Source organism: Cupriavidus sp. IK-TO18 (genome assembly GCF_015549295.1).
Classification (GTDB): Bacteria; Pseudomonadota; Gammaproteobacteria; order Burkholderiales; family Burkholderiaceae; genus Cupriavidus; species Cupriavidus oxalaticus_A.
The window spans coordinates 1-21,631 of the sequence record NZ_JADGMP010000027.1 but is presented as its reverse complement, the minus strand read 5'-3'; the positions used below and the strand labels follow the sequence as shown (position 1 = coordinate 21,631).

Genomic DNA, 21,631 nt, shown 5'->3' with positions numbered 1-21,631 from the left:
TTACGTCTCCGTTAGGTCACATGTATGGTGCGCTAGGCCAGGCGTTACACAACGCTATCAGCGCGCATCACGGCGATTTCGTCGGAGGCATATCCAAGCTCCGCGAGAATTGTGTCGGTGTGCTGACCAAGTGCCGGTATCGGATCCATACGCGGCCCTTCGTTCCAGGTCCCCGGGGGCAAGAGAGCGGGCAGCATGCCCTTGGGCGAGTCGACTTCAGTCCAGCGGCCGCGCGCCTTGAGTTGAGCATGCTCCCACACCCCCTGCATGTCATTGACGCTGGCATTAGCGATCTGGGCTAACTCCAGTCGCTGCACCACTTGAGCACCGCTTAGAGGCAAAAAGGCATCTACGATGATCTGCCTCAGAGCAGTGCGCTCGGCCACGCGTCTGGAGTTTGAGCTAAAGCGGGGATCTTCGATCAGTTCGGGCCGCTGGAGCACCGTGTTGCAGAAGCTTGCCCATTCCCGCTCGTTCTGCAACCCCAACATTACTGTCGCCCCATCGCCAGCCGGAAACGGTCCATAGGGGTAGATAGTGGCGTGGCTTGCGCCCGTGCGCTGCGGCGGCTGTGCCCCGTCAAACGCGTAGTAGAGAGGGTAACTATTCCATTCCGCCAGCGCCTCTAGCATGGAGATGTCAATACGTTGCCCTCGGCCCGTCTGATTGCGTTGTAACAGAGCGGCCAGAATGTTTGTGTAGGCATACATGCCGGCGGCAATATCGGCAATGGAAGGCCCAGCCTTGCAAGGCACGTCAGGCGTCCCCGTCACGGACAGAAATCCGCCTTCGCTCTGAACGAGAAGGTCATAGGCCTTCTTGTCGCGGTATGGTCCGGGATTCTCCGGGTTGTCGCCATAGCCCGAAATATCACACACAATGATTTGGGGCTTGACGGCGGAAAGCGTTTCGTAGCCGAGACCAAGCCGTGCTGCGGCGCCTGGTGCGAGGTTCTGAACCACCACGTCCGCCTTTTCCTCAATCAAACGCTGTAATACGCCAGCCGCGGCCGGGTGCTTGACATCGAGCGTCAGGCTTTCCTTCGAGCGGTTTGTCCAGACGAAATGCGAGGCCAGGCCACGGACCCGCTCATCATAACCACGGGCGAAATCGCCGACCCCAGGCCGCTCGATCTTAATAACTCGTGCACCCAGATCGGCAAGCTGCCGCGTGGCAAAAGGCGCCGCAATCGCGTGTTCAAATGTGACAACCGTGATGTCTTTGAGGGGTTGCATCAGGATCTTCCGTAAAGCGAAATCAGCGAAGGACTGCCGTGGCGTCCATGGTCAGCCAGCCCTCGTGGTCCGATGCCCACAAGCGAACTGTTTTGCCGTCAGGCTGCGGTTGACCGCTGACCCGGAAGGGATGCAGGTCGAAGGTCGGGCGCACCGCACGGAATCGAAAGCTGGCGACCTCGGCCTGGGGCAATTCACGCTGCAGCAGATCCAGTAGCAACGTAGCGATCAGCGGGCCGTGGACAATCAAGCCGGGGTAGCCTTCGACCTCTGTCACGTAGCGGCGGTCATAGTGGATGCGATGCCCATTGAAAGTCAGGGCCGAATAGCGGAACAGCAAGACGTCGTCCGGAACAATTTGGCGCTGCCAAGCCGCTTCCGCGGGCGCCGCCTGGGGCATGACAGGCGCCTCGCCAGACTGCTGTGCCTCTCGGTAAACGATGTCGTGAAACTCCACTAACGCCGGTTCCGCAGTACCGGTCACGCGGATCTCGTGACGCACTTTTACAAATACTAACTTCCCGGTCCGCCCCTCCTTGCTTGTAACATCGTCGATGATGGAGGTGCGCTGGATCTTGTCGCCCACCCGAAGTGGATGGCGAAACTCGAATTGGCCGCCTGCCCACATGCGGCGTGGCAATGGCACAGGGGGTAGAAATCCGCCGCGCTTGGCATGGCCATCGTGCCCAATTTCGCTTTGACGATGCATGGGTAAGAAATACAGCCAATGCCACAGTGGCGGCAATGGAGTGCCTGCTGTCTGCGCTGCTGCGGGGTAATCCAGCGTCGCACGCAGCGCTGCGATCGGCGCGGCAGTGACTGTGTCCTCCCACTGCTCGCTGCGTCCGATCCACGTCCTGGGGTCAACTGCCTGTTCGTCCACTGCTGGCTCCTTGCATTTGTGCTAGCCCGAATGCCCGTTCACGCGCGGGACCAGCGGAGTTAGATCAATTCGAAGAATAGTTGGGCACATTGAATCGCCGGCGCACCAGTTAGCCGCCTGGCAGAACAATGGAGCGCTCTAGAAGCGATGTCGCAAGCCGATGCCACCGCCGACTTTGCTGCCTTTCACTCCCATGAAGGTGGGCAGCGCATAGGCACCGTTGATGCGATTGAAATCAATTTCGGCGTAAATGTCGGTGCGCTTTGAAAGGTTGTAGTCCGCGACGCCGGTCACCATGATGCGGCTGCCGGAGGCATTGCGCTGGCGGTCGTAGTGCGACGCAACGGATAGCGTGAGAGCAGAGGTAGCCGCCACAGCGAAGCCGCCACTGAATACATCGTTTCGCGTCGGGCTCACATCGAATCGATTGTTGAGGTAGCCGAAAGTTAGCTTGACTATCCCCCATTGATAGTTGCCACCCACGCCCCAGACTTTTCTCGACTCGGGCGTGGTTAGGGCATTGGCCTGCTGCCAGAAACCACCGACGTCCACCGGTCCCTGCTTATAGCCAAGAGTTGCGCCGTAACTAGAGCTCGGCTTCATATGACCCGACACCTCGCCAAAGGTGTAATACGCTCCCGCAGATAGCGCTCCCCATTGTCCGAAGTATTTCGCCATATTGTCTTGGCGCGGTCCCGTATAGCCGTTAAAGATGGTGACTGCGTCCAGATTGGGGTGACCGTTAGGCTGAAAGCGGGAGGTCGCATCGTAGCCCGTGGTGAATTGCCGGCCGAACGTCAGCCTACCGAAGCGCTCGTGGTTCAATCCGACCCATGCCTGCCTTCCAAACAAACGCCCCTGACCGCCGGTGCTCTGCTGTCCATAGTTTGCCGTTGCGGTGCCTTGCTGCGATACGCCAGTCGAGGGATCAAAGCCACTCTCCAAATTGAAGATGGCGGACAATCCGCCTCCGAGCGCCTCGTTGCCCCGCATGCCCCAACGCGAACCGTTGAAATAGCCGTCGGTTAATGCAGCCAACTTATTGTCGCCCGCGTTATTGCTTGAGTAGCGAAGAGTGGTATCGATGATGCCGTACAGGCTTACTCCGGACGAAGTCTGTGCTTGCACAGTAGTGGTGATTGCAATCCCAAGGACCGCCCCGGCCGCCAACTTCCCATTTGACCGACTTTTCCGTTCTTGCTCGATGCCCATCCTATCTCCCCATTTCGGTCTATTTGTCGTCACCTTCCCCTGCCCCCGCGAACGGGAAAGGCGAATTGACGCCAGTTTGCAGAGACAACTCGCAGAGGGGAATTGCAATGTTTCGATGAATTGATGCATTGCTCGCATCAAAACAGGAGGGATTGTTGCCACGTAGAGTGAGGAGTTACCGCCATGAATTGACTGAAATGCGCGCAAGAGCTGGGCGGGACGTAGCTAACTAGGGCCAGAATTGCTTCGCTCTACGGTACGGGACAATTTTTGGCACCAGTCGATCTCGACGACGAGCGGCTGTACCTGCACAGCGAGGAGGGCCGGCACCGTCACCGGCGAGCAGGCAGTCTCCACGGGCCTGCATGGCCTCGTGCCGCGCATCCGAAGCCCTGGTGGTTAATTGCATTCTCATCTGAGCGGATTGGTGCCCGGTGGCTGAGGCTGGCCGGGATCGTGCCGGCCTATTTCTGAACGCTCCCCCTAAGCTTCGCACGCCGACGTTCGGACTGGTGCAGCCGCTTGAGAATGCCATCGAACGATTCAAGTTGCCGATGGATCTCCTCAGGCCCGTTCTCAACCAGAAACGCGCGGAATGCGGACGCGACCGGCGGCAATCGGACAGCCGGCAGGTGCGCCACATACCAGTCGCGCTCCAGCGGATTGCCTGCCAGCGGCAGCACATCGATCAGCCCCGCTTCGAACTCCAGCGTGCAGGCGTGCAACGACAGGAACGCGATGCCCAGCCCCGCCGAGACCATGCGCTTGATCGCCGCATTGCTGGACAGCTCGGATCCATGCGGCAAGCGCAGCCCCGCCTCGCGGAACAGTCGCTCGACGGTATCGCGCGTGCCTGAGCCGCGCTCGCGGACCAGCAGGTTTTCCGTCAGCAGATCCCGCAGCGTGTTGTGCCGCCGTGACATCAATGGGTGGTCGGGTGCGGCAATGAAGGCCATCGGATGCTTGGCAAAGGCGACCGCATTCGTCCTGAGCTCGGAAGGCGGGCGGCCGATGATTGCAAGATCAATCTCGTGCATTCCCAGCATGCGGACGATCTCTTCCCGGTTGCCGACCCGTAGCACGATCTTCACATCCGGATTGCATTGGGTGAACGCCACCAGCATCTGGGGAAGCAAATACTCAGCGGTGGTGATTGCGCCGACGCGAAGGGTCCCCGCGATGCCGCCGCGCAAGGCAGCCACTTCCTCCACCGCGTCGCGCCATAGCTTGAGTATCTGGCTGGCGTAGCCTGCCATCACCTCTCCGGCGGGCGTCATCAGCAAGCCGCGGCCGGAACGCTGCACCAGCGGTGTGCCCGTGGCTTCTTCGAGCAGCCGCAATTGCAGCGAAACCGTGGGCTGGGTCAGGTGCAATTCTTCGGCTGCCCGGGATACGCCGCCGAGGCGCGCGACCGCGTCGATCGCATTGAGCTGCCGGAAGGTGGTGGTCTTATTCATAGAAGAAAACCTATCGGTCGGATATGTTTCTTAATTATTCAATATGATTTTTCCCGCGTACAGTGCAACCGACAACCCTTATCTAGCCAGCCCTTCGCCTTCTGCGAAACCAACGGAGTTCACCATGTCGATCGAATTGCTGATTGTTTCCGCCGACCATGTACTGTTCCAGGCCAAGGCGCAACATGCGGCCGGCTTGGCAGCGGCCACCCATGCCCGGTCGGAAGCGGCGCCTGCCAGCGCAATTAGCGAAGACTTCTGCGCGGCGTATCAGGAGGCGTTCGTTCAGGCAAGCACGGGAGCAAAACTATCCGTGCGCCGGCAAACCGAACAGCTGATGCGCGAGACCGAGCAAGCCGGGGCCAGGCTTGCCATCGTAACCATGATGTCATCACGCATGCTGAGCGCCCTACTTGACCGTTATGACCAGCCCGCCTGTACCGATCGCTTTGCCGTGACTGCCACGGCGGATTCGCTTGGCCACGGCCGCGGCCATGCAGACCTGCTGCGGCTCGTCCTCCATGCCGTTGACGTTCCTGCCGATCGCGCGCTGTTCGTCGGTGCGAATGCCGGTGAAGCCAGTGCTGCCGCCACGCTTGGCATGCCATCGATGTGGCTGCACGACGACATGGCGCAGGCATGGCGGCAGGACGAGGGCGCAACCATCCTTTCCGACGCGCCCACCGCGTCGTGGCCATCGTTCGACGACATCGAGATGCGATTCACGCAAGGCGCACTGGCCCAGACGTGGCGCTACACGCGCCTAAGGACGTTGGCCGCCCCGGCATGAGCCGGCGTGGCACCACCAAACGCATAGAGAGGGACGGAATGAAGACGATCGTCATTGCCGGCGGCGGAACCGCCGGCCTTCAACTGGCGGCCCGGCTGGGAAGGCAATTGGGCAATCGCGGACTGGCGAACATTGTTCTGGTGGACCGCTACCGGACACACCTGTGGAAGCCCCTGCTGCACGAAGTCGCCGCGGGAAAGCTTGAGCCGTATATCCACCACACATCCTTCGCGCTCCAGGCGCGCCGCTACGGTTTCCGCTTCGTACAAGGCGAGTTCACCTCGCTGGATCGCGACAACCGCACGCTAGCGATCACAACGTCCGGATGCGATGGTGTCACGCACACGACGACGCTGACCTATGACACATTGGTGCTGGCCATCGGCGGTACCACGCAATACTTTGGCGTCCCGGGGGCGAGTGAGCACGCCCTGGCGCTGGACAGCGTACCGGGCGCAGAGTATGCGCGGACCCAGATCGTGGATGCGCTGCGCCGCGTATCGTCGCAGGCTAAAGCGACCGACCGTCCGGCGCGGGCCAGCGTCGCCATCATCGGTGCGGGCGCGACCGGGGTGCAGCTGGCCGCCCAAGTGCGGCAGATGTCGCGCGTGCTGAGCCAGTACGGCATCCATTCGCTCGATCCGGACCGCGGCACCGAAGTCCTGCTCGTCGAGGCTTCCGGCAACATCCTGCCGGGCATGGATCGTCGCCTCGCCGACACGACCGCAGCCGAGTTGCAGGCCCAGGGTATCCAGATCCTGCTGAACACGCGCGTCACCGAGGTCCGCCCGGACTGCCTGCATATTGCAGGCGCGGCCCCTATTGCCGCGGACGTGACGGTATGGACCGCCGGCGTCACCGTATCGCCTGTGCTGTCGAACATCGGCCTGCAGGTCACCCGCAACGGACGCGTTCGGGTAGGAGATACGCTCCAGACCCTGGAGGACAAACATATTTATGCCTTGGGTGATTGCGCGAGCTTCCGCCCGGCTGGGGAACAAGCAGAGCTTCCCACGCGAGCGCAGGTCGCGCATCAGCAGGCCATTTACCTGGCCCACGCCTTGCCACGTGTGCTCGCCGGCAAGTCCGTAGGCAGGTTCACATTTCGCGATCGGGGCTCGGTCATCTCGTTGGCCGACGACATGGCGTTGTGCCATCTGCTCGCGCCCGGCAGCAGCGACGGCTGGCAGGTACGGGGCGCACTGGCAAAGCTGGTGCACCGCGTTATCTACCGACGTCACATGCTGGCGGTGCAGGGTTTTGCGCGAACCGCCGCGATGGCACTGTCCCAGCGTCTGGAGCGGCTGCTGGGGGCGGGCTATCGGCTCGACTGAGGCGCACGTTCCAATGCAGGCGCGCAGGCATGGTCATCCGCATGCCTGCGCGCCTGCATTGAGGAACAGCTGAGTGAACATCAGCCGCGCCGGTTCACTGTCCTGGAGTGCACCTTCAGAAGTCGGCCACTTTGCCCCAGGCCGACTGCTTGAAGCGCGCCGGGTTGTACGGGGCAGGATCGAAGATCGGCTCGTCACCGGTCACCAGGTCCGCGATCAAGTGGCCCGCTCCGGGGCCGATGCCGAACCCATGCCCGGAGAAGCCCGCTGCCAGGATGAAACCGGGGATCTCCGGCACTTCGCCAATCCCCGGCACACCGTCAGGGGTGCTGTCCACAAAGCCGGCCCAGGCACTGGCGATGCCGGTCTGGCCCAGTGCAGGCATCAGTTCGACAGCACGACGATAGGTTTGCTTGACCGCCGCCGCATCCGCCTTTGGGTCGAGTATTCGCATCCGCTCCATGGGGGTTGGTGCATCCAGCCGCCACCGCGCGAGTGTTTCATGGCCTGCGCGAATCCCTTCCAACCCGCCTGGAAACACGTTACGCCAGCGCTTGGCAAACATGGGCAGGAACTGCGGCGCGAAGCGCATCAGTTGCGCCGTCGGGTCCACGCGTCCACGCCCGCTGATGGCAAGGTTGTAGCTGCCATCGCTGCGGCGGGTGATGGACACGCGCGCGGTGTGCAGGGCGTCAGGGAGATGCCCGGCCACCCCGGACACGCGCACGATGGACTGGCGAACGGTAGCCTGGGGAAAACGAATGCCCAGTTGGCGGCAGAACGAAGAGGCCCACGCGCCTCCGGCGAACACCGCGACGCGGGTCTTGATGGTTCCGGCTTCGGTGACGACGCCGCTGACGCGGCCGCCCTCAAGCTCAATGCCCCGGGCGGCGCAATTCTGCAGCACGGTGCCGCCGAGCTTCATGAGCGCCGCAGCCACAGACGGAGCTGCCTTGGCTGGATCGGCCGTACCGTCACTGGGCGAGAACACGCCACCCTTCCATGCGCGGCCAGTATCCCGACCCCGTTCGCTGGCCTCGCGGCCGCTCAACATGTGGGTTGTCACGCCGGCAGTTCTGGCGAAATCTCGCCATCTGGCCCAGCGTGCAATCTCGTCTTCGTCGTTGCTGAGGTAAAGCAAACCACACCTGTGGAAGCCCGTGTCCTCGCCGGTTTCTTCGGCGAACCGCTCCCACAGCTCGAGGCTCCTGGAGGCCATAGGCAATTCACGCGCGTCACGGTTCTGTTGGCGGCACCAGCCCCAGTTGCGGCTCGATTGTTCGGCGCCGATGCGGCCCTTTTCTACTACGGTAACCGAAAGGCCGCGCCGGGCCAGGTAGTACGCAGCAAAAACGCCGATGATGCCACCGCCGATCACTACGGCGTCGGCATGGGCCGGCAGGGATGAGGTACTCTCGATGAGACGCAAGGGCTGGGACATGGATGGATCTCCTCGCATTATTTGTCTTGCACGTTTTGTTTCAGGTTGAACCCGGCAACACCCTCTGCGCTCCGCCGTCCGGCAAGATCATGGCGGCCTGCATGCCGGCTAGTCGTCGCCGTGTTCAAGGATGGCCTTCGTTTCGAGATACTCTTCCAGGCCTTCCAATCCGTATTCGCGACCATTCCCCGAGCGCTTATAGCCGCCGAAGGGAGCGTGGGCATTCCATGCCGGATAGTTGATATGCACCTGGCCGGCGCGGATCCGCGCAGCCACGGCTCGCGCCGCGTCCAGATCTCGGCCCTGCACATGGGCGCCCAGACCATAAATGGTGTCGTTGGCGATCTCCACGGCTTCGTCGACGCTGTCGTAGGGAATGATCGAAAGCACTGGCCCGAAGATCTCTTCCTGAGCGATGCGCATTTTTGAATGTACGTCCGAGAAGATTGTCGGCCGTACGTAGAACCCGCGCTCCAGGCCCGGCGGCCGACCGAGGCCGCCGCAGACCAGCCGCGCGCCTTCGGCAAGGCCGGCGCCAATCATTTCTTGCACACGGTTGAACTGCGCGCCGTTTGCCACCGGTCCGTGCGTGGTTTGTACCGAGCGCGGGTCGCCGACCACGAGGCGGGCAACCGCCTCGCAAGCGATCCGCTCTACATCGGCCAGGCGATCGCGCGGCACGATCATTCGCGTCGGTGCGCTGCAGGATTGCCCGACGTTGCGGAAGGCCGCCGCCACACCCGCCGGCACGGCTCGCGCGAGGTCCGCATCCGGGAGGATGACGTTGGGGGACTTGCCACCCAGTTCCTGCGCTACACGCTTGACCGTTACGGCCGCCGCCTGCGCGACGAGAACACCTGCACGGGTAGAGCCCGTGATCGAAATCATGTCCACGTCCGGGTGTTCCGCCAGCGCGGCACCGACCTCCGGCCCTTCCCCGTTCACGAGGTTGAACACGCCCGGAGGAGCGCCCGCGTCGTGCATCACCTGCGCGAACAGCAAGGCACTGAAGGGTGACAGCTCGCTAGGCTTCAGCACGACGGTGCATCCTGCTGCCAGTGCAGGACCTACCTTCGCAGTAATCTGATACAGCGGCCAGTTCCATGGCGTGATGAGGCCACATACGCCGATGGCTTCACGCCTGATCGTCATGCCGTCCCGATGCGAGACAAAGGGATAACGGCTCATGACGTCGCAGGCCACCCGGATGTGCGCTGCCGCAGCCGGCACGTGCGCGCCGAGCGCCACGCTGCTGGCTGCGCCCATCTCCAGCGAGATTGCCTCGGCGAACACCTCTGCCCGCTCTAGTATGAGGTCGTGCACACGGTTAAGAAGACCCTTCCGGATCTGTATGGAACTGACTGACCAATCAGCAAAGGCGGCTCTGGCAGCGGCCACGGCGGTGGCGGCGTCTTGCCTGCTTCCCAAGGCGATCTCTGCAACAACGTCTTCGGTCGACGGGTCGGTGACGGCGGCCCGGGCCTGCCCTATGGGGCGGACCCACTCGCCGTCGATGAAGATACGATCCAGATGACCTGCGCTGGTCAGGCGCTCAATGATGGCGTGTTTCATCCGAGCTTTCCTTCGCACAAGCCCTTCAGATGCATGGTCTCATCCTCGTCGGGCAGCATGCACGCGGCTGGGAAAGCGATCCAGTACGTATAGAGTTTCATGGCAGTGGCGCTTCGATGTTTCGCTGTGACGTAGCGATTGAGTGAACTTTCGGTTACTGTCATTGCAACATAGAGTTGCCATGCGCTTGTCGCGAAACGCACCGTTGATCATCACGAAGCTGCTGTTTTATGACACGCTGCCAGCATGCCGTGCCGAGCGTGTGCAAGGCGTGCAGGATGCGCATCTTTGCTCAGTCCCGCATCCGGTTAAAGCCTTACTCCATGGACTGACCGATCATTGGGGCCATGACACCCCCTCCAGGGCCGGTGAGGCCCGAGCAGCGGCAATCAGTCCGCTCCCTCCGCCCGGCAAAGAATACGATGAGCCAATCGCAGATGTGGGCGATCAATCATCGCATTGCCTAGCCTTGCAACGCCGGAGGCGCCGACTTTGGAGAATGCTTCGATGACTTGTCTCGCCCACTGTATTTCGTCAGCATGGGGCATGAAAGCTTCATTGATTGCTGCAATATGGGACGGATGGGCGGCCGCCTTGGCGGTAAAGCCATCGCGCCTGGCAAGGGCCGCCTCATGACCGATCTCGAAGTTGTGCGACAGGTTTGTACTGACAGCATCAATGGCATCGATACCTGCCTGAGCAGCGGCTAACAGACACATCGTTCGTGCAACGGAGAACGGTGAGGTAAGCTCCCTTCCCTGATGCGACGAGCGAACGCCCAGATCGGCCGCCAGATCCTCGACGCCCCACATCAAGGCGCGCAGACGCATCGGCGCATTCCGATACGAAGACAGGCCAAACACACCTTCGGATGATTCCGTGGCCATGGCGACAATCCCCGTCTCCCATGCGCCATTGAGCAACACATGCTCGAGCGCGGCAAGAAAATCGCACAGGCGATGGACATCTTCAATCCCCCTGCACTTTGGAAGAACGATCGCATCGGGTTGATACGGCAACACTGCGGCCAGATCGTGAAGAATATGCCCGGATGCCAGCCCATTGACCCGCACCAGCACTTGTGCGTCTATCGAAAGACGATGCTCGGCAAGAAAGCCCGCCAGCTTCCGGCGGGCCTCGTCTTTCCCATGCTCCGGGACGGCATCTTCCAGATCGAACACCAGGCCATCGGCACCTGCCTTGAGTGCGGCGGTGAGTTTTCTATCGCTATCAGCAGGCACGAATAGCAAGGAACGCAAATGTTGCGGCATGATTTTGTGCATAGTATCTGGCTTTCAATTCCTTTAGCGCTCCGGTACGGCGCCTTCTGTACACGCTGGTCAGACACGCCGGTACCGCAGTTTCTGCGTTCCGAGCAGCACAGTTCGCAATTTGCTCTTGGCGGCGGCGTCAAAATCAGCGTCTTGCACGGCAACGGTGCTTTTATGCTGGATGGCATCATCCTGACCGTTGCCGCTTACCCGATGCACGCCCACGCCCCCTCTTTGGACGAACACGCACATCCCCGTCTCGACGCTGCGCTCAAGTACATCCATCGTCACCTCGGCGAACCGTTGCGGCTGCCTTTTCTCGCGCAGCTATCCCGGTTAAGTGTCGGGCGCTTCGTCACCGTATTTCGGCTGACGGTAGGGGTCACCCCGCATCGCTACATTTACCTGAAGCGCATTCATCGCGCGCAGTGTTTGCTTGGGCAGGGCCACACTCCGGCACTGGCGGCACACGAGTGCGGGTTCTATGATCAGAGCCATCTGACGCGCTGCCTGAAAAGCCAATGCGGCATGACACCACGGCAGTTCCAAACGGCGATGAAATCCGCATCTGCCGGTGCCGATCACTCTCCCTGAGTCCGGGTGTATCACGTTGCCAACGGGAACAACCGTTCAATCGGATAGTGAGTCTTGATGAATGGCGACTTGATGACGATAAAGCTGAAGTACTTTTCAATTCCGATATTGCGCTCCAGCAAACTTTCCATCAGCTCCTGGTAATGATTGACACCACGGGTAATGAACTTGAGCAAGTAGTCATAGCCTCCGCTGACAAGATGGCATTCGACGATCTCGTCGATCGCGTACACGGCCTTTTCAAAGCGCGCGAAGTCTTCGCGATGGTGGTCCTCCAGGGTGACCTCGGTGAACACCGTAAGGATGTCGCCGAGTTTGTCCATGCGGATTTGCGCGCTGTATCCGCCGATATAGCCGGCCTGTTCCAGGCGCTTGACCCGTATCAGGCAGGGACTCGCAGACAGGCCAACTGCGTCGGCGAGATCCACGTTGGTCATGCGCCCGTTCTTTTGCAACTGGGCGAGAATGCGGAGGTCAAGCCGGTCAAGTTTGATGGGGGCGGACATGGTCTTTCAAGGCAGGGTGACTGAATCACATTGTCGTCATATGCGCCGGTCAGGGCAACCGGGGCGCGCCCGGGGAGAGTTGCGGGTCAAAATCCCCTATGCTCACACCCGCGGGTCGCCTGGCAAATTCCCTGTACGTCGCGCAGCCGTTGCTTGGCGCGCCGCGAGAATGTGCGCACCGCACTACTTCTTCGTTCGCCACACTACCCGATCGCCTTATCGGCGAGCGCAAATGAAAGGAATGGCCTGACAGGGGAATAAGGAGTGCCCCGGAAGAGAACGGCTGCATCTGCGACGCGGGACAGGCCAAGACCAGGAAGCCATTCCTCGAGTTCCCCATGGGCGTGTACGTCCAAGCGCAGCGTGCGCCCAGTGACCAGGCCCGCCAGGTGCGCAATCATTGCCTTGGCCGCCATCGGGCAAGGGGCGACGACAGGGCCGATTGTCGCGCCGCGGCCGAAGCGCCGCAGAATCGCAAAACCTTGTGGACCGTCGGGGTGATCCAGTACCACGGTGCCGATGGAATGGCGCAGCCAGGCCTGGATTAGTTTTTCGCGGACAACGCCTCCTGCGCGCTCATCCATTTCGACCAGCAACTGCATGTCATTGCGTCCCCCTGGGCGCAGACGGGTGTCTTCAGGCAGGGGCATCAAGGGCGCCTGCAAAGCCTTGCCCTCGTACTGGTGAATTTCGCCAATCCGTTCGAACCCCATACTTCCATAGAAGCCGTGAATGATCCCGGCGGCGTGAAGCAGCACGGCGCGCCTGTCCAGACCCGCACACAGTGCTTCCAACAAGCTGCGCCCAATGCCCCGCTCACGGAATGCCGGGTTAACAATGACGAGGCCGACGGTAGCACCGCGCTCCCCCCAGAGCCAGCGCATGCCTACACCAACCACGGCGCCCTCGACCTCCGCCACTCGCCCCTCGCCCATCGCGAGCAGAGTCTTCCAGTCACTGGCACGATGCGGCCACCGCTCTGCTTCGGAAAGAGAAAGAGCGACAGGCAAGTCTGACAGGACCATCGGTCTGATCACGGGAAGGTGTTCGGTGGCATGCACTGGATGCTTGGCGGAGTTCATTGCGGTATGGTCGTCGCCGGACAGATTGGTAGCGTAGATCATGCGATGAACCGGCAGATCCGGATAGGAAAAAGTTGCTGCGTGAGCGCGCACCAATAATGCGCCAACAATAGGGTAATCCCGAAGAATGCTGCAGTGCACATGCCCATCCCAAGTGCACGTGGCATGCAATGCCAAACCGCGCGCATGAAACCGCAGCTTTGACTGCCATGACTCGGAATACCCCACAAAGCCTTTGGCCCTACATGCTTCAATGTCAGGGAGATACAACGTAGCAGGCGCGGCCGCTTTCGAGTCCCACCATGAAGCCTGCAGCGTAGAGGCCTGCCCCCCACGGCGGCCATGTCGGAAAAGACACCTTCGGAAACTTTTTAAGCAACCGGAACATATATTAGCGCCGTCTCCACCGAATCGAGACTCCTGGCACGAAGTGTCCACACGGGGCTTGGAAATCGGTGCACCGTACCGCTCTGATCCGGATGCACAGTCCGACGGGCGGTTCCAATGCGGCCACGTTTATCAACTAAGAAAGGAGACACCGTGAACCTGTTCATCCTGCGCCTGCTGGCGCGGCGCGTCGGACTGGCGCTGATCTCATTACTGGCCGTCTCGGCCATCGTTTTCGCGATCACCGCGGTATTGCCCGGCGATGCCGCCCAGGAGCAACTCGGCCAGGACGCCACGCCTGAAGCGCTGGCCGCGCTGCGCACACAGATGGGCCTTAACGTGCCAGCGCCGGTCCGCTACGCCCAATGGCTGGGCGGCATGCTTACGGGAAATGCAGGCGAGTCCCTCGTCACGCGCATGCCAGTTTCGGAAGCCATCGGCAGCCGTCTACCGAATTCGCTGCTGCTGGCAGGCCTGACCGCGTTGATCTCCGTTCCGGTGGCGCTGGGTCTTGGCATCCTGGCGGCGGTCTACCGTGGTACCTGGTTCGACCGCAGCGTCAGCCTCGGTGCTGTGGCAGTGGTGTCCGTGCCGGAATTCCTGGTTGCCACCCTGGCGGTCCTGCTATTTGCAGTACAGCTGCGCTGGCTGCCCGCTCTTGCCTATATCGGCACCAACGAACCATGGGACAAGGTGCTGCGTTCCCTGGCCATGCCGGTGCTGAGCCTCTGCTGTGTGATCGTTGCACAAATGCTGCGCATGACGCGGGCCGCGGTGATCGATCAGCTCAATGCGCCGTACATCGAAATGGTGCGGCTCAAAGGCGCATCCCCCACCCGCATGGTGCTGTTCCATGCGCTGCCGAACGCCATCGGCCCGATCGCCAATGCCGTCGCGCTAAGCCTCTCCTACCTGCTGGGCGGCGTCATCATCGTCGAGACCATCTTCAACTATCCGGGAATTGCGAAGCTGATGGTGGATAGTGTCGCCCAGCGCGACATGCCCGTCGTCCAGGTTTGCGCCATGATCTTCTGCGCGGCGTTCCTGACCCTCGTAACGCTTGCCGATGTATGCGGCATCGTCGCTAACCCGCGTCTGCGCCACCGCTGATGCCCTGAACGCATGCTGGAGCCGCTACTCATGTCCACCACATCCAATACGCAAGCAACCGCCGCAGCGAGCGCCGTCGGCAAAAGCCGTCGACGTTTGCGCCTGCCCTACATGGGCTTCACGGCCTGGATCGGCTGCCTGATTCTGCTTGGCTGGCTGCTTGCCGCCGTACTTGGCCCGATCCTGATCAACGCTGACGGCTCGCCCACTGGCGAAATCCAGATCTTCGGGCCCATCAGCGCGCAGCACTGGCTGGGTACCGATTACCTGGGGCGAGATATGCTGACCCGGGTGATTCTGGGTGCACGCTATACCGTCTGCGTGGCGCTGGTATCCACGCTGTGCGCAAGCGGCATCGGCATTACGCTGGCGTTGCTGGCAACAGTCAGCGGCCGCTGGATCGATGCCTGCATGAGCCGCGGCCTCGATACGCTCACGGCGATTCCAAGCAAGATGTTCGCGCTGATCATGGTCGCGGCCTTCGGCTCGTCGGTCTGGATGCTTGCCATCACGGCAGCGATCATCTACATACCGGGCGCCTATCGCATTGCGCGTTCGCTGGCGGTAAACATCAATGCCATGGATTACGTGACCGTCGCCCGCACCCGCGGTGAAGGTACAGCCTACATCATGCGCCAGGAAATCCTGCCCAACATCATCGGCCCGATGCTGGCCGACCTGGGCCTGCGCTTCGTCTACGTCGTGCTGCTGCTCGCCAGCCTGAGCTTCCTTGGCCTGGGTATCCAGCCTCCCGATGCCGACTGGGGTTCGCTGGTACGCGAGAACATCGGCGCGCTGTCCGACGGCAGCATGGCCGTGGTGGCGCCGGCTCTGGCCATTGCCAGCCTGACCCTTGCGGTCAACCTCGTCATCGACAACCTGCCGGGTCGCTCGGCACGCAATGGAGTCAAGTAATGGGCACGTCTGTAAAGGTCAGCAACCTCCGCATTACCGCCGGGCCCGCGACGCTGGTCGACCGCGTCGACTTTGAAATTGAGCCTGGCAAAGTGCTCGCCCTGATCGGCGAGTCCGGCTCCGGCAAGACCACCACCGCGCTGGCGCTGATGGGCTATGCACGCCACGGCTGCGAGATTTCCGGCGACATCCGGGTCGGGCACCATGACGTGCTTCGCCTGCCTGCGGGCGAACAACGCCGGTTGCGCGGGCGCGAGATCACGTACATTGCGCAAAGTGCGGCAGCGTCGTTCAACCCCTCCCGCACCATCATGGACCAGGTTGTCGAGCCTGCGTTGATCCATCGCCTCATGGATCGCGACGCTGCCGAAGAGAAAGCCGTGGCGCTGTTCCGGGAACTGGCACTGCCGGATCCGGAATCCATCGGTGAGCGTTATCCGCACCAGGTATCCGGCGGCCAGCTGCAGCGGCTGATGGCCGCGATGGCTCTGATCACCGATCCCGATCTTGTGATCCTCGACGAGCCGACCACTGCCCTGGACGTCACCACGCAGGTGGAAGTGCTGCGGGTATTCCGCCGCGCCGTGCAGGAACGCCGTACCACTGCGGTCTATGTCAGCCATGACCTGGCCGTGGTGGCCCAGGTCGCGGACCATATCCTGGTGCTGCGCGACGGCAAGATGCGCGAACTGGGCGAGACGGACCAGATCCTGTACCAGCCAGCGGACGACTACACCCGTTGCCTGCTCGCCGCCGCCAAGCCCGCCGAGCGCCCCGGGGCCACCGTCGATCCGGACAAGAGTCCCCTGCTGCTAGAGGTTCGCGACCTGTCGGCCGGCTATGGTCCGCTCGACGCGCACGGCCAACCCGCCTCGAAGATCCTGGAGGGCGTGGACCTGAAGCTGTACCGCGGCCAGGCAATCGGCGTCATCGGCGAGTCCGGTTCGGGCAAGACCACGCTCGCGCGTGCGATTGCCGGGCTGGTCGCCCCCTGCCGTGGCAGCATTGCGTTCAATGGCCATTCGTTGAAGCCGACCGTCGCGCAGCGCAGCCGCGAAGAGCTGCGGCGTATCCAGATCGTATTCCAGATGGCCGATACCGCGCTCAATCCGGCTCGCACGATCGAGGATATCCTCGCGCGTCCGTTGCAGTTCTTCCATGGACTGCGCGGCGAAGCCCAACGCGCCCGCATTCGTCAACTGCTTGATCTGGTGCGCCTGCCGTCCGGCGTGGCCCAACGCCTGCCCGGCGGCCTGTCCGGCGGGCAAAAGCAGCGTGTGAACCTCGCGCGCGCCCTGGCGGCCGACCCGGAACTGATCCTTTGCGATGAGATCACCTCCGCACTGGACACCGTGGTCGGTGCGGCAATCCTTGACCTGATGGCGGAACTGCGCAAGGAACTTGGCGTCTCGTATCTGTTCATCAGCCATGACCTGCATACCGTGCGCGCCATCTGCGACGAGATCGTGGTGATGCAGCATGGCCGCAAGGTCACGCAGGTCGCACACGAGGACTACGAACGCGGACCGCATCATCCTTATTTCACGCTGCTCGCCCGCTCCGTGCCGGAGCTGCGCCGCGGCTGGATCGACGAAGTCAACCTGCATATCGAAGGCGCGCGCGCGGTACAAGGCGTACGCAGCGCTGCCTGATTCATTTTCACGGAGATCTCTTTTCATGCCTTTGTACCTGAACCAAGACTTGCTTCCCGGCCGCAACTTTGTCGGCGGCGAATGGTGCAGTGCGGCCGATGACCGCACCGTGTCCGTGGTGGACCCCGCCACGGAAGAAGCCTTCGCGACCGCGCCGGATAGCGGCGCTGCCGACGCGCTCCGCGCCGTCGACGCCGCCCACGCCGCATTCCCCGCATGGCGCAAGACCCCGGCCAAACAGCGCGCGCAGATCATCAAGCGCTGGAACGATCTCGTGGTCAGCCACCAGGAAGACCTTGGCCGGCTGATCTCCAGCGAGCAAGGCAAGCCGCTGGCGGAAGCCAAAGGCGAGGTTCTGTACGCGGCCAGCTATATCGAATGGTTCGCGGAAGAAGCCACGCGAGCGGATGGCGACGTGATCGCCGCGCCGGTACAGGGCCGCCGCATGCTGGCGCTGCGCGAGCCGGCTGGCGTCGTCGCCGCGATCACGCCATGGAATTTCCCTGCCGCAATGATCGCGCGCAAGATTGCCCCCGCGCTGGCTGCCGGCTGCACTGTGGTATGCAAGCCGGCGGAAGATACCCCGCTGACCTCCCTCGCACTGGTAAAGCTTGCCCAGCAGGCCGGCGTGCCGCCGGGCGTATTGAACATCGTCACGGCCTCGCGCGAGCGGGCTGCCGAAGTCGTCGATGTGTGGCTGGATGATGCACGCGTGCGCAAGATTACCTTTACCGGCTCGACGCCCGTCGGCAAACACCTGGCACGCCGCTCCGCCGATACGCTGAAGAAGCTGTCGCTGGAGCTTGGCGGCAACGCTCCGTTCATTGTGTTCGACGATGCGGATCTGGATGCCGCCGTCGACGGGCTGATGGCCGCAAAGTTCCGCAACGGCGGACAGACCTGCGTGTCTCCGAACCGGATCTATGTCCAGGACAAGGTCCACGATGCCTTTGTCGACAAACTTGCCGCGCGCGTCGGTGCGCTGGTCGTTGGTCCCGCGACCGACCCGGCGGCGCAGATCGGCCCGATGATCAACGCGCGCGCGGTGGACAAGATCGAACGCCATGTGCAGGACGCGCTGAGCCGTGGGGCCCGCGTGGTGGTCGGCGGCCAGCGCATTCGCAACGCGCAGTGCACCGGTCCGAATTACTACGCGCCGACCGTGCTGGTGAATGCGGATGCGTCCATGCAATGCTCTTGCGAGGAAACCTTCGGCCCCGTAGCGCCCGTGACCCGCTTCCATACCGAAGCCGATGTGGTTGAGGCGGCCAATGCCACGCCGTTCGGCCTCGCCGCGTATTTTTACTCAACTGACGTTCGACGGATCTGGCGCCTGGCTGATGCACTGGAGACGGGCATTGTTGGCGTCAACGAAGGAGCACTGGCCGCGGAAGCGGCCCCCTTCGGCGGCGTCAAGGATTCCGGATACGGGCGCGAAGGCTCGCGGCACGGCCTCGACGAGTATATGCACATCAAGTACGTGTGCCAGGGCCAGCTGGACTGAGCGGCTGAGTCAGGCGAAGGCTTTTCTCGTCAGCATGCGGAGCGGCCGGCCTTGCCGGCCGCTCCGCATTTCAACGTCGGCGACGGACGCGATCATCCGGCCAACGAAGGAACTGCTGTTCCCCTCCTTACAACAGGATTCGCTACCAATACAGGGAGCGAAATCCGTCAAAGCGCCTCCGGCATCCTCCCTATACTCGTCTTCACGATTAGCGTCAGCCAGCGTGAATGACAAGACTGCACGGCGGCCAGGACCGCCCCGTGCAGAAACGCTTGCCGGCTCCAGTTCCTTCACAACTCACCGCGACCCCGGCTTCGCGGAACCTGAAAAAAGAGGTGTAGTGCAATGACCCAGTCCAACCAGGACCTTATCGCGCTCCGTACGCAACATGTGCCTCACGGCATCGTCACCGCCCATCCGGTTTTCGCGGACCGGGCCGAAGGCTCTTACATCTGGGATGTGGAAGGCCGCCGTTATATCGACTTTGTGGGTGGCATTGGCGTGCAGAACATCGGCCACAACCACCCCAAGATTGTCGAGGCGGTGCGCAAGCAATTGGGTCGCGTTACCCATGCGGCGTTCCAGGTGGTTGGCTATGACGGTTATGTCGAGCTGGCCGCGCGGCTGAACAAACTCGTCGGCGGCGCGGCGCACTACAAGACCCTATTCGCGACAACAGGCGCGGAGGCCGTCGAGAACGCGATCAAGATCGCACGCGCCTACCGCAATGTGCCGGGGGTCATCGCGTTCCGTGGCGGGTTCCATGGACGAACCTTGCTCGGCACCACCCTCACAGGCATCAGCGCTCCTTACAAGCAGAACTTCGGGCCCCTCGCCGGCGAGGTTTACCACACGCCGTACCCGGATGCCTTCCGCGGCTTTTCCAGCGCGGACGCGATTCGCGCCCTTGAAGACCTGTTCGCGACGCAGATCGCGCCCGACCGCGTTGCCGCCATTATTCTAGAGCCCGTGCAAGGCGACGGAGGCTTCATCCCTGCCGGAAGCGAGTTCCTGCGCGCGCTGCGCACGCTGACGGAAAAGCATGGCATCGTGCTGATCTTGGATGAGATCCAGGCCGGCTTCGGCCGCACCGGCAAGACGTTCGGCTTCCAGCATGCGGGCATCCAGCCGGACCTGGTCACCGTCGCGAAAAGCCTGGCCGGTGGCTTGCCGCTGTCCGGCGTGGTCGGGCGCGCCGAGATCATGGACGCGCCGGCAGGGGGAGGCCTGGGTGGGACCTATGGTGGCAACCCGCTCGCTTGCGCCGCCGCGCTGGCCGTGCTCGACGTATTTGAGGAGGAACAGCTTCTCTCCAAGGCACACGGACTAGGCGAGACACTGCGTGCAGGGCTCGATCAGCTCGCCCGGGAGTTCCCCGCCATCGGCACCGTGCGCGGTCTGGGCCCCATGCTGGCATTGGAGTTCGTCAAGAACGGCGACCCGTTCCAGCCTGACGCGGCCTTCGCGCAAGCGGTTATCGACCGCTGCCGCGAAGGGGGCTTGCTCGTGATCAAATGCGGCGTGCATCGAAATACCGTACGCCTGCTGGCACCGCTGAACACCAGCCTGGAAACCGCTCAGGAGGCCATGGAGATCCTGCGCGCGGCCATTGCACTGGCCACTAACGCTGAGCAATAACCAGGACACCGGCGCCGCGAACGGCGCCCGGCACACAGCAATTCCGCTGGGCGCGCATGAAAGCCCCGCGGCTCCCTACAGCGTAGGGAGCCTTTGCCTCATCTGCCGCTACAGAGGCCAGTCAGGCATCGAGCCACACATGCTCGGCAAACGAGTAGCCCATCAGACCTCCCAACGGGATGGGCGACAGGCCCTTGAGCTTGGTCGTATGGGCGTCGATGCTTGCCAGGAACAGCGGGATGCCGATGCCCGCATCCTCGTGAATCATCGTCTGCATGTCGGCATACATCTGACTGCGCTTGCCGTTATCGGTTTCGGCCCGCGCGGCCAGCAGCAACTGGTCGAACTTTGGATTCTTCCAGCGGGACTCGTTCCATGGCGCGTCGGACTTGAAGAACTGAGTGAGAATGGTGTCGGCGCTGGGCCGTGGGTTCACGTTGCCGAACCCTACGGGGCTATTGAGCCAGTGATTGGACCAATACCCGTCTGCCGGCATGCGCTTGACTTCGAGCTCCAGACCCGCACGCTGCGCTGCCTGTTGCAACACCAGCGCCATCTCGACCGAATACAGGGCAGCCGGCGATGTCACCACTGGCACTTTGCCGGTCACGCCCGACTTGCGCAGATGAAACTTCGCCTTCTCGGGATCGAACGGCCGCTGCGGCAGATCCTTGAAATAGAAGCGGTTGGTGGGGTCGATGGGCTGGTCGTTGGCAACCACCGCATTGCCAAGCGCGATCGCTTGCTTCATCTGCTGGCGGTCCAGCAAGTACTTCATGCCCAGGATAAAGTCAGGGTTCGTGCCGGGGCCCACATCTTTGCGCATGATCAGGTCGGAGTACTGGCCCGATTGCGTCGTGAGGACGGCATAGCCGGGAGTCCCTTTGATCCTCGCCACGGCGCGTGGGTTTATCATCGCGACCAGGTCCATGCCGCCGGACAGCAGTGCGTTGACGCGCGCACTCTCGTCGCCGATACCGACAAACTCGATCTCGTCGAGGTAAGGCTTCCCGGGCTTCCAGTACGCGTCGTTGCGCACCACCAGTGT

18 protein-coding genes are annotated in these 21,631 nt (G+C 62.3%); 8 read left to right on the top strand and 10 right to left on the bottom strand.

Annotation, left to right across the window (positions count from 1 at the left end):
* Nucleotides 1–44 precede the first annotated feature (44 nt).
* The 4 genes from IPF36_RS19760 to IPF36_RS19745 form a co-directional block, all read right to left on the bottom strand.
* On the bottom strand, nt 45–1,235 hold the full coding sequence (locus IPF36_RS19760) for a CaiB/BaiF CoA-transferase family protein (RefSeq protein WP_195429704.1): 1,191 nt from the start codon (nt 1,233–1,235) through the stop codon (nt 45–47).
* Nucleotides 1,236–1,257: 22 nt separating this feature from the next.
* The gene (locus IPF36_RS19755; protein ID WP_195429702.1) at nt 1,258–2,118 is read right to left on the bottom strand and encodes a MaoC family dehydratase N-terminal domain-containing protein; all 861 of its coding nucleotides are present in this window, start codon (nt 2,116–2,118) and stop codon (nt 1,258–1,260) included.
* Between the two features lie 138 nt (nt 2,119–2,256).
* The gene (locus IPF36_RS19750; RefSeq protein ID WP_135707021.1) at nt 2,257–3,330 is read right to left on the bottom strand and encodes a porin; all 1,074 of its coding nucleotides are present in this window, start codon (nt 3,328–3,330) and stop codon (nt 2,257–2,259) included.
* Nucleotides 3,331–3,794: 464 nt separating this feature from the next.
* On the bottom strand, nt 3,795–4,787 hold the full coding sequence (locus IPF36_RS19745) for a LysR family transcriptional regulator (protein ID WP_133092882.1): 993 nt from the start codon (nt 4,785–4,787) through the stop codon (nt 3,795–3,797).
* A gap of 124 nt (nt 4,788–4,911) precedes the next feature.
* Here IPF36_RS19745 and IPF36_RS19740 point away from each other — a divergent pair, with 124 nt between their 5' ends.
* Both IPF36_RS19740 and IPF36_RS19735 read left to right on the top strand, forming a co-directional pair.
* The gene (locus IPF36_RS19740) at nt 4,912–5,577 is read left to right on the top strand and encodes an HAD family hydrolase (RefSeq protein ID WP_195429700.1); all 666 of its coding nucleotides are present in this window, start codon (nt 4,912–4,914) and stop codon (nt 5,575–5,577) included.
* 38 nt (nt 5,578–5,615) lie between these two features.
* Entirely contained in the window at nt 5,616–6,911 is a 1,296-nt protein-coding gene (locus IPF36_RS19735) for an NAD(P)/FAD-dependent oxidoreductase (RefSeq protein ID WP_165971420.1), read from the top strand.
* Between the two features lie 115 nt (nt 6,912–7,026).
* Here the strand turns inward: IPF36_RS19735 and IPF36_RS19730 are convergent, their stop codons facing one another.
* The 3 genes from IPF36_RS19730 to IPF36_RS19720 all read right to left on the bottom strand — a co-directional run bounded on the left by IPF36_RS19730 (nt 7,027) and on the right by IPF36_RS19720 (nt 11,195).
* The gene (locus IPF36_RS19730) at nt 7,027–8,352 is read right to left on the bottom strand and encodes an FAD-binding oxidoreductase (protein WP_133092884.1); all 1,326 of its coding nucleotides are present in this window, start codon (nt 8,350–8,352) and stop codon (nt 7,027–7,029) included.
* Nucleotides 8,353–8,460: 108 nt separating this feature from the next.
* Complete coding sequence (locus IPF36_RS19725) at nt 8,461–9,924, bottom strand: aldehyde dehydrogenase family protein (protein ID WP_195429698.1); 1,464 nt, start codon at nt 9,922–9,924, stop codon at nt 8,461–8,463.
* A 389-nt stretch (nt 9,925–10,313) separates the two neighbouring features.
* The gene (locus IPF36_RS19720) at nt 10,314–11,195 is read right to left on the bottom strand and encodes a CoA ester lyase (protein ID WP_255519842.1); all 882 of its coding nucleotides are present in this window, start codon (nt 11,193–11,195) and stop codon (nt 10,314–10,316) included.
* On the opposite strand from IPF36_RS19720, the gene IPF36_RS34755 reads away from it, so the two are divergent.
* Entirely contained in the window at nt 11,184–11,789 is a 606-nt protein-coding gene (locus tag IPF36_RS34755; protein WP_243736770.1) for a helix-turn-helix domain-containing protein, read from the top strand. The genes IPF36_RS19720 and IPF36_RS34755 overlap by 12 nt on opposite strands.
* An 11-nt stretch (nt 11,790–11,800) precedes the next feature.
* Here the strand turns inward: IPF36_RS34755 and IPF36_RS19710 are convergent, their stop codons facing one another.
* Together IPF36_RS19710 and IPF36_RS19705 are read right to left on the bottom strand one after the other, a co-directional pair.
* A complete protein-coding gene (locus IPF36_RS19710) occupies nt 11,801–12,295 on the bottom strand; it encodes an Lrp/AsnC family transcriptional regulator (protein WP_116294987.1) in 495 nt (164 codons plus the stop codon).
* A 203-nt stretch (nt 12,296–12,498) separates the two neighbouring features.
* Nucleotides 12,499–13,419 (bottom strand): GNAT family N-acetyltransferase, encoded by a 921-nt coding sequence (locus IPF36_RS19705; protein ID WP_243736771.1) that lies wholly within the window; start codon nt 13,417–13,419, stop codon nt 12,499–12,501.
* A gap of 498 nt (nt 13,420–13,917) precedes the next feature.
* Here IPF36_RS19705 and IPF36_RS19700 point away from each other — a divergent pair, with 498 nt between their 5' ends.
* The 5 genes from IPF36_RS19700 to gabT all read left to right on the top strand — a co-directional run bounded on the left by IPF36_RS19700 (nt 13,918) and on the right by gabT (nt 20,583).
* Complete coding sequence (locus IPF36_RS19700) at nt 13,918–14,874, top strand: ABC transporter permease (RefSeq protein WP_133092887.1); 957 nt, start codon at nt 13,918–13,920, stop codon at nt 14,872–14,874.
* A gap of 30 nt (nt 14,875–14,904) precedes the next feature.
* On the top strand, nt 14,905–15,789 hold the full coding sequence (locus IPF36_RS19695) for an ABC transporter permease (RefSeq protein ID WP_133092888.1): 885 nt from the start codon (nt 14,905–14,907) through the stop codon (nt 15,787–15,789).
* Entirely contained in the window at nt 15,789–17,441 is a 1,653-nt protein-coding gene (locus tag IPF36_RS19690) for an ABC transporter ATP-binding protein (protein ID WP_133092889.1), read from the top strand. Before IPF36_RS19695 ends, IPF36_RS19690 begins: the two co-directional genes overlap by 1 nt.
* 25 nt (nt 17,442–17,466) lie before the next feature.
* A complete protein-coding gene (locus tag IPF36_RS19685; RefSeq protein ID WP_195429664.1) occupies nt 17,467–18,945 on the top strand; it encodes an NAD-dependent succinate-semialdehyde dehydrogenase in 1,479 nt (492 codons plus the stop codon).
* A gap of 345 nt (nt 18,946–19,290) precedes the next feature.
* Nucleotides 19,291–20,583, top strand: coding sequence for a 4-aminobutyrate--2-oxoglutarate transaminase (gene gabT, locus IPF36_RS19680; RefSeq protein ID WP_133092891.1), 1,293 nt, complete (start codon nt 19,291–19,293; stop codon nt 20,581–20,583).
* Nucleotides 20,584–20,704: 121 nt separating this feature from the next.
* Here the strand turns inward: gabT and IPF36_RS19675 are convergent.
* On the bottom strand, nt 20,705–21,631 hold a 927-nt coding region (locus IPF36_RS19675), incomplete at its 5' end, for an ABC transporter substrate-binding protein (protein ID WP_195429662.1).

Coding starts and splice junctions, on each gene's coding strand:
- IPF36_RS19730 (WP_133092884.1), bottom strand. CDS start 8,352: ATGTCCCAGCCCTTGCGTCTCATCGAGAGTACCTCATCCCTGCCGGCC.
- IPF36_RS19760 (WP_195429704.1), bottom strand. CDS start 1,235: ATGCAACCCCTCAAAGACATCACGGTTGTCACATTTGAACACGCGATT.
- IPF36_RS19705 (WP_243736771.1), bottom strand. CDS start 13,419: ATGATCTACGCTACCAATCTGTCCGGCGACGACCATACCGCAATGAAC.
- IPF36_RS34755 (WP_243736770.1), top strand. CDS start 11,184: ATGTTGCGGCATGATTTTGTGCATAGTATCTGGCTTTCAATTCCTTTA.
- IPF36_RS19690 (WP_133092889.1), top strand. CDS start 15,789: ATGGGCACGTCTGTAAAGGTCAGCAACCTCCGCATTACCGCCGGGCCC.
- IPF36_RS19740 (WP_195429700.1), top strand. CDS start 4,912: ATGTCGATCGAATTGCTGATTGTTTCCGCCGACCATGTACTGTTCCAG.
- IPF36_RS19745 (WP_133092882.1), bottom strand. CDS start 4,787: ATGAATAAGACCACCACCTTCCGGCAGCTCAATGCGATCGACGCGGTC.
- gabT (WP_133092891.1), top strand. CDS start 19,291: ATGACCCAGTCCAACCAGGACCTTATCGCGCTCCGTACGCAACATGTG.
- IPF36_RS19710 (WP_116294987.1), bottom strand. CDS start 12,295: ATGTCCGCCCCCATCAAACTTGACCGGCTTGACCTCCGCATTCTCGCC.
- IPF36_RS19685 (WP_195429664.1), top strand. CDS start 17,467: ATGCCTTTGTACCTGAACCAAGACTTGCTTCCCGGCCGCAACTTTGTC.
- IPF36_RS19750 (WP_135707021.1), bottom strand. CDS start 3,330: ATGGGCATCGAGCAAGAACGGAAAAGTCGGTCAAATGGGAAGTTGGCG.
- IPF36_RS19735 (WP_165971420.1), top strand. CDS start 5,616: ATGAAGACGATCGTCATTGCCGGCGGCGGAACCGCCGGCCTTCAACTG.
- IPF36_RS19725 (WP_195429698.1), bottom strand. CDS start 9,924: ATGAAACACGCCATCATTGAGCGCCTGACCAGCGCAGGTCATCTGGAT.
- IPF36_RS19720 (WP_255519842.1), bottom strand. CDS start 11,195: ATGCCGCAACATTTGCGTTCCTTGCTATTCGTGCCTGCTGATAGCGAT.
- IPF36_RS19695 (WP_133092888.1), top strand. CDS start 14,905: ATGTCCACCACATCCAATACGCAAGCAACCGCCGCAGCGAGCGCCGTC.